A 5,662-nucleotide genomic window follows, 5' to 3' on the forward strand; every position below is an offset into this window, starting at 1 on the left:
GTGTTGGCCAGGGCCAGCGACTGCCACAGGGTGGAGTCGATGGTCGGCGCCAGGCCCAGGACGTCCGTGGTGCGGGTCAGCATCGGGCCGTGCATGCCMGCCGCCGCGCCCCGGCCCATCTCGTCCCAATAGTTGCGGGCCAGCTCGAGCTTGGCGCGGTCGCTGACCTTGACCTGGGTCATGGCCACCAGGTCGTCGAAGCCCGCCTCGCCGGCCGCTTCCTGGGTCAGGAACCACTTGATGTCTTCCATCCCGGCCGCGCCCTCGATCCAGTCGAACAGCGGGTCGTCCTGGCCGGGGCCGGTCTCCTGCAGCTGTTCGAACCAGGCCACGAAGTCGTCGGCGTTGGTCGGCACGCCGGCGACCAGCGGCAGGATGTGGTCGCGGAACTGCTCGATGTACTCGCCCTCGATGCGCTTCATCCGGGCCTCGTCCGAGACCTCGGCGCGCCAGTCGGGATCGGGCCTGCCCACCGCCAGGCGGCGATGGTTCCAGTGGGCCAGGCCCCGGTGCAGGGCCTCGGCGTCGGGGAATTCCGGGGTGAACGCGCCGATGCGCGCCAGTCGTTCGCCACCAAACACGGTGCTTCTCCTACGGGTCTTCTCTGCGGGGTGGCGGACTTGCGCCGCCTTGTCGGGCTGGACTGCTCAGGGACACGAAAAGGCCGCCTCCGAGGGGGAGGAGGCGGCCTCGTCGCATTCGGTTTGGATCAGTCCTGGCCGGTCTTGCCGGGCTGGATGGCGCCGGTGTCGACGCCGCCTTCCAGGCCGTCGTCGAGGCCTTCGACGCGCGTGCCTTCGACGCCTTCGTTGTCGGCGTCGTCAGGGCGTCGGCCTTGCTGGTTCTGCTGGCCCGGCGCGTTGCGCGCGGCGTCGTCCTGCTGCTGTTGCGGGGTGCGGGTTTCGCCCTGCTGGTTCTGTTGATCGGCTTGCCGGCGTTGGTCGTCGGACGGCTGTTGTTGCAGACCGTCGCGGTTGGTTTCTTCACCCATCTTGGTCGCTCCCTGATCGTGCCGGAGGCTTCCGGCGGGGAGATGAACGGCGCGGAACGCTGGGTGTTCCTAAGTCGAAAAAGCGACAAAACGCCTGTCGCCCCGCCCACCGGGATCGGGGGCGAGCGCGATGCCGTCCTTTATGACTTCCTTATACCCAGCCCTGAAATCCACATGGCGTCCTTATGCCGTGGCGGCGTAATTCGCCGCTCCCTTGGATGGACGCGCGCGTTTCATGGCCCACCCTTCTGCCGACCCGGTCGACCCCAGCGGCCGGAAGGGGAGCGGACACGCCAGGTTTGGCGCCCTGTGGCTCGGCGCGCTCGGCGTGGTGTTCGGCGACATCGGCACCAGCCCGCTCTATTCGATGCGCGAGGCCCTGGCCCATGGTCACAACCTGGATCCGCGACTGGCGGTGTTCGGCGTGGTGTCGTTGGTGTTCTGGGCCCTGACCCTGGTGGTCACCCTGAAATACGTCGCCATCGTCATGCGGGCCGACAACGGCGGCGAGGGCGGCACCCTCGCCCTGATGGCCCTGGCCCAGAAGGCGCTGCAGAAGCGCTCGGCCTGGCTGGTGATGCTGGGCATCGTCGGCGCGGCGTTGTTCTACGGCGACGGGTTGATCACGCCGGCGATCTCGGTGTTGTCGGCGGTCGAGGGCCTGACCTCGGCGCCGGTGATCGGGCGCCATTTCGCGCCGTTCGTCCTGCCGCTGGCGGCGATCATCCTGCTGGCCCTGTTCGCGGTGCAGTCGCGCGGCACCGAGGTCGTGGGGCGGTTCTTCGGGCCGATCACCCTGGTCTGGTTCCTGACCCTGGCGGCGCTTGGCCTGCCGTTCGTGCTGCAGCGACCCGAGATCCTGCTGGCGCTGAATCCGATGTACGCGGCCCGGCTGTTGATGGCCGACGGCCTGCTGGGCGTCACGATCCTTGGCAGCGTCTTCCTGTGCGTGACCGGGGCCGAGGCGCTGTACGCCGACATGGGCCACTTCGGCAAAGCCCCGATCCGCGCCGGCTGGCTGATGGTGGCCCTCCCGTGCCTGATGCTCAACTATCTGGGCCAGGGCGCGCTTTGCCTGATCCGGCCGGCGGCCATGGAAAACCCGTTCTTCGGCATGATCCCGCACGCGGTCTACTGGCCGGTGATCCTGCTGACCACGGCGGCCACCATTATCGCCAGCCAGGCGGTGATCACCGGGGCCTTCTCGGTCACCCAGCAGGCGGTGCAACTGGGCCTGCTGCCTCGCATGAACATCAAACGGACCAGCGAGACCGTCGCCGGCCAGATCTTCGTGCCGCAGGTCAATGTGGCCTTGGCGATCGGCGTGCTGTTCCTGCTGTTCCTGTTCCGCACCTCGTCGAACATGGCCTCGGCCTATGGCGTTGCGGTGACCACGACCATGGTCGTGACGGTGGCGCTGCTGTTCGTCGTCGCCCAGCGTCACTGGAAGTGGCCGCTGTGGGCGTGCGTCGCGCTGCTGGCGCCGTTCTTGGCGCTGGACCTGGTGTTCCTGGGCTCCAATGCGCTGAAGATCGCCGACGGCGGCTGGGTGCCGCTGGTCGCCGYCGGGGGCATCGTGCTGATGATGTGGACCTGGCGAACGGGCAGCGACCTGCTGCACCGCAAGGTCCATCGCGACTCCATCGCCCTGAACGCCCTGATCGAAAGCCTGACGGCGCGCGCGCCGCACCGGGTGCCGGGGACGGCGATCTTCCTGACCTCGGACCCGTTGGCGGCCCCCGTCGCCCTGCTGCACAATCTCAAGCACAACAAGATCCTGCACGCTGACAACATCGTCATGACCGTGAAGACCGACGACCTGCCGCGCGTGGCCGAGAAGGACCGGATCGAGATCGAGGTCCTGAGCCCTGACTTCAAGCGGATCACCGTCCACTACGGCTTCATGGAGACGCCGCACATCCCGCGCGCCCTGGGCAGCTGCCGCCGGCGTGGCCTGCCGTTCGACCTGATGTCGACCTCGTTCTTCGTTGGCCGCCGCACGGTGGTGGCCTCGCCCGGCTCCTCGCCGGTTGGGGGCATGCCCCTGTGGCAGGACCGGCTGTTCATCTGGATGGTGCGGAACGCCGCCGACCCGATCGACTTCTTCCACATTCCGGCCGGACGCGTGGTGGAGATGGGGTCGCAGGTGGTGGTGTGAGCCTGGGATCCTCTCCCGCCGGGAGAGGACTTCCTACGAGGCCATCGCCTCGCGCTTCTCTTCCAGCGCCATCCAGTCTTCCTCGGCCGTGGCCAGGTCGGCGCGGGCCTTGTCGAGCTCCTTCATCACCTTGGCGAACCCGGTCGGATCCTTGGCGTAGAAGCTCGCGTCGGCCAGCTTGGCCTCGAAAGCCGCGATGATCCCGGGCGAGGCGGCCACCAGGGCTTCGCACTCTTCCAGGCGCCGCTGGTCCTTGTAGGACAGCTTGACGGTCTTCTTCGGGGCGGGCGGGGCCGCGGGCGTGATCACCGCCTTGTTCGAGCCGGTGCCGGTGGCGAAGTCGCCCGCCGCTCCACGAGCGCCCTTGAAGAAGTCCGGGGCCTGGTCGATCAGGTCGCTCCAGCCGCCGGGGGTTTCCAGCACCCGGCCGTGGCCGTTCATGGCGATGGTCGAGGTCGCAAGTCTATCAATAAAATCGCGATCGTGGCTGACCAGGATGAGGGTTCCCTCGAAATCAGCCAGCACCTCTTCCAGCAAATCCAGGGTGTCCATGTCGAGGTCGTTGGTCGGTTCGTCGAGGACCATCAGGTTGGTCGGCGTGGCCAGGGCGCGGGCCAGCAACAGGCGGTTGCGCTCGCCGCCCGACAGGCTGGTGACCGGCTGGCGCAGCTGGGCCTCGGTGAACAGGAACTCCTTGGCGTAGCCGGCCACGTGCTTGGGGATGCCGCGCACCAGGATCGAGTCGCCGCCGCCGGGCGTCAGGAAGTCCCACAGGGTCATCTTCTCGGACAACGCCATGCGGTTCTGGTCGACGTAGGAGATCTCCAGATTGGTGCCCAGCTTGATGTCGCCGGCGTCGATCGGGATCTCGCCCAGCAGCATGCGCACCAGGGTGGTCTTGCCGGCCCCATTGGGACCGACCAGGGCCACGCGGTCGCCGCGCAGGATGCGGGTCGAGAAGTCCTCGACGATCACCCGGTCGCCGAACTTCTTGGTGACGTGCTTGGCCTCGACCACCCGCTTGCCCGACGTGCCCGAGCTTTCGACGGCCAGGGTCATGCTGCCGCGCTTGTCGGCCTGCAGGTCCTTCTTGGCGCCGCGCAGCTCCATCAGGGCGCGGCGGCGGCCTTCGTTGCGGGCTCGGCGGCCCTGGACGCCGCGCGCTAGCCAGGCGTTTTCCTTTTCCAGCTGCTTGTTGAGGCGACGCTCCTCGTCGGCCTCGGCCGAAAGCACCTGCTCGCTCCACAGCTCGAACTCGGCGAATCCCTTGTCCAGGCGGCGCACCTTGCGGTGCTCCAGCCAGAAGGTGCGCTGGGTGACGCGGTTCAGGAAGGCGCGGTCGTGGCTGACGATCAGGGCGGCGCACTTGGAGCCGGCCAGCTCCTCTTCCAGGGTCTGGATCGCGAAGATGTCCAAGTGGTTGGTCGGCTCGTCCAGCAGCAGCACGTCGGGCTGCTCGGCGAAGGCCCGGGCCAGGGCCGCGCGACGGCGCTCGCCGCCCGACAGGCCGACCGTGCTCTTGGCGTAGTCCAGGCCGAAGTCGGCCAGGGTGGCGTGGGCCTCGTAGTCCTCGGCGCCGCCGGCCGTGCAGTAGTCCAGCAGGGTGTCGCCGGTGATGTCCGGCTCCTGGCTGACATAGACGATCTTCGAGCCCGGCTGGGCCGAGCGCTCGCCGCTGTCGGGCTCGACGCCCTGGGCGGCCAGGATCTTCAGCAGGGTCGACTTTCCGGCCCCGTTGCGCCCGACCAGGCAGGCGCGCACGCGCGGCTCCAGCGCCAGGTCCACCCCGTCGAACAACGGCTTGGCCCCATCGGCGAGGCGGACGTCCTTGAGAGCCAGGACAGGGGCGCGAGTCGGGGAGGCCATGATCGGGAGGTCTTACTGTCGGCGAGGAGGGGAGAAGATGGGGGCGTATAGCAGGGCAGGCGAGGGGGCGGGGGGATTTCTTGTCGCGGGGCCGGGGGGGGGGGCGCGGGCACGCTGGACCAAGGCCACTCCACCGCCTGCTTCACCAATCCCGCCCGCACCGGATTGAGACCGACATAGCGCGCACAGAGGCGAAGGTAGGGCTCGTCCATGGCGAAGGAGCCAAAGCGGCTTTGCCAGAGGCAGCCTGTCCAGCCTTGCTTTTGGTTGATGCGCCAAGTGTAGCGCTGATGTGCCGCGCCGACCGCCCTGGCCAGGCCGGCCTCGTCGTTTGGCGTAGCGATCAGGTGGACATGGTTGGKCATCAGGCAATAGGCCCAGACTTCCACCTTGGCGGCAGCGAAGGTCTCTGCGGCGATGTCGAGATAGGCCCGGTAATCGTCGGCCTCGAAGAAGGTCTGTTGCCGCCGATTTCCTCGCTGGATCACGTGGTGCGGCGATCCAGGGATCACCACGCGCGCCGATCTTGGCATTGATTGACCCCTGGTGTAGTTCTTATTTTGTTCTATTTCCGGTTTAAAGGCAAGCCTTTGCCGGGGACATGCTCTTGCGGCGTGTCCCCGATCGCGGTCGCGGATTTTCCGGAT

Annotated in this window: 4 protein-coding genes and 1 pseudogene; 1 reads left to right on the plus strand and 4 read right to left on the minus strand. The window is 67.8% G+C overall.

Annotated features, from left to right (window positions below; all coding sequences use genetic code 11):
• The coding region (locus tag AC1DZ6_RS18675; protein WP_477098641.1) for an iron-containing redox enzyme family protein at nucleotides 1-581 on the minus strand (581 nt) is incomplete at its 3' end.
• A gap of 128 nt (nucleotides 582-709) precedes the next feature.
• The gene (locus AC1DZ6_RS18680; protein ID WP_477098642.1) at nucleotides 710-991 is read right to left on the minus strand and encodes a hypothetical protein; all 282 of its coding nucleotides are present in this window, start codon (nucleotides 989-991) and stop codon (nucleotides 710-712) included.
• Nucleotides 992-1,226: 235 nt separating this feature from the next.
• Here AC1DZ6_RS18680 and AC1DZ6_RS18685 point away from each other — a divergent pair, with 235 nt between their 5' ends.
• Nucleotides 1,227-3,149, plus strand: coding sequence for a potassium transporter Kup (locus AC1DZ6_RS18685; RefSeq protein WP_477098643.1), 1,923 nt, complete (start codon nucleotides 1,227-1,229; stop codon nucleotides 3,147-3,149).
• A gap of 33 nt (nucleotides 3,150-3,182) precedes the next feature.
• Here AC1DZ6_RS18685 and AC1DZ6_RS18690 read toward each other — a convergent pair whose 3' ends face one another.
• Both AC1DZ6_RS18690 and AC1DZ6_RS18695 read right to left on the minus strand, forming a co-directional pair.
• Nucleotides 3,183-5,015, minus strand: a complete 1,833-nt coding sequence (locus AC1DZ6_RS18690; RefSeq protein WP_477098644.1) for an ABC-F family ATP-binding cassette domain-containing protein — start codon at nucleotides 5,013-5,015, stop codon at nucleotides 3,183-3,185.
• A 185-nt stretch (nucleotides 5,016-5,200) separates the two neighbouring features.
• Nucleotides 5,201-5,548: pseudogene (locus AC1DZ6_RS18695) on the minus strand (transposase); the annotation flags it as partial.
• Between the last annotated feature and the right edge of the window lie 114 nt (nucleotides 5,549-5,662).

The sequence above is a fragment of the Caulobacter sp. P1_B12_2 genome (assembly GCF_056406675.1).

Excerpts from the sequence above, each read along its gene's own strand:
- AC1DZ6_RS18680 (WP_477098642.1), bottom strand. The coding sequence starts at position 991 with ATGGGTGAAGAAACCAACCGCGACGGTCTGCAACAACAGCCGTCCGAC.
- AC1DZ6_RS18690 (WP_477098644.1), bottom strand. The coding sequence starts at position 5,015 with ATGGCCTCCCCGACTCGCGCCCCTGTCCTGGCTCTCAAGGACGTCCGC.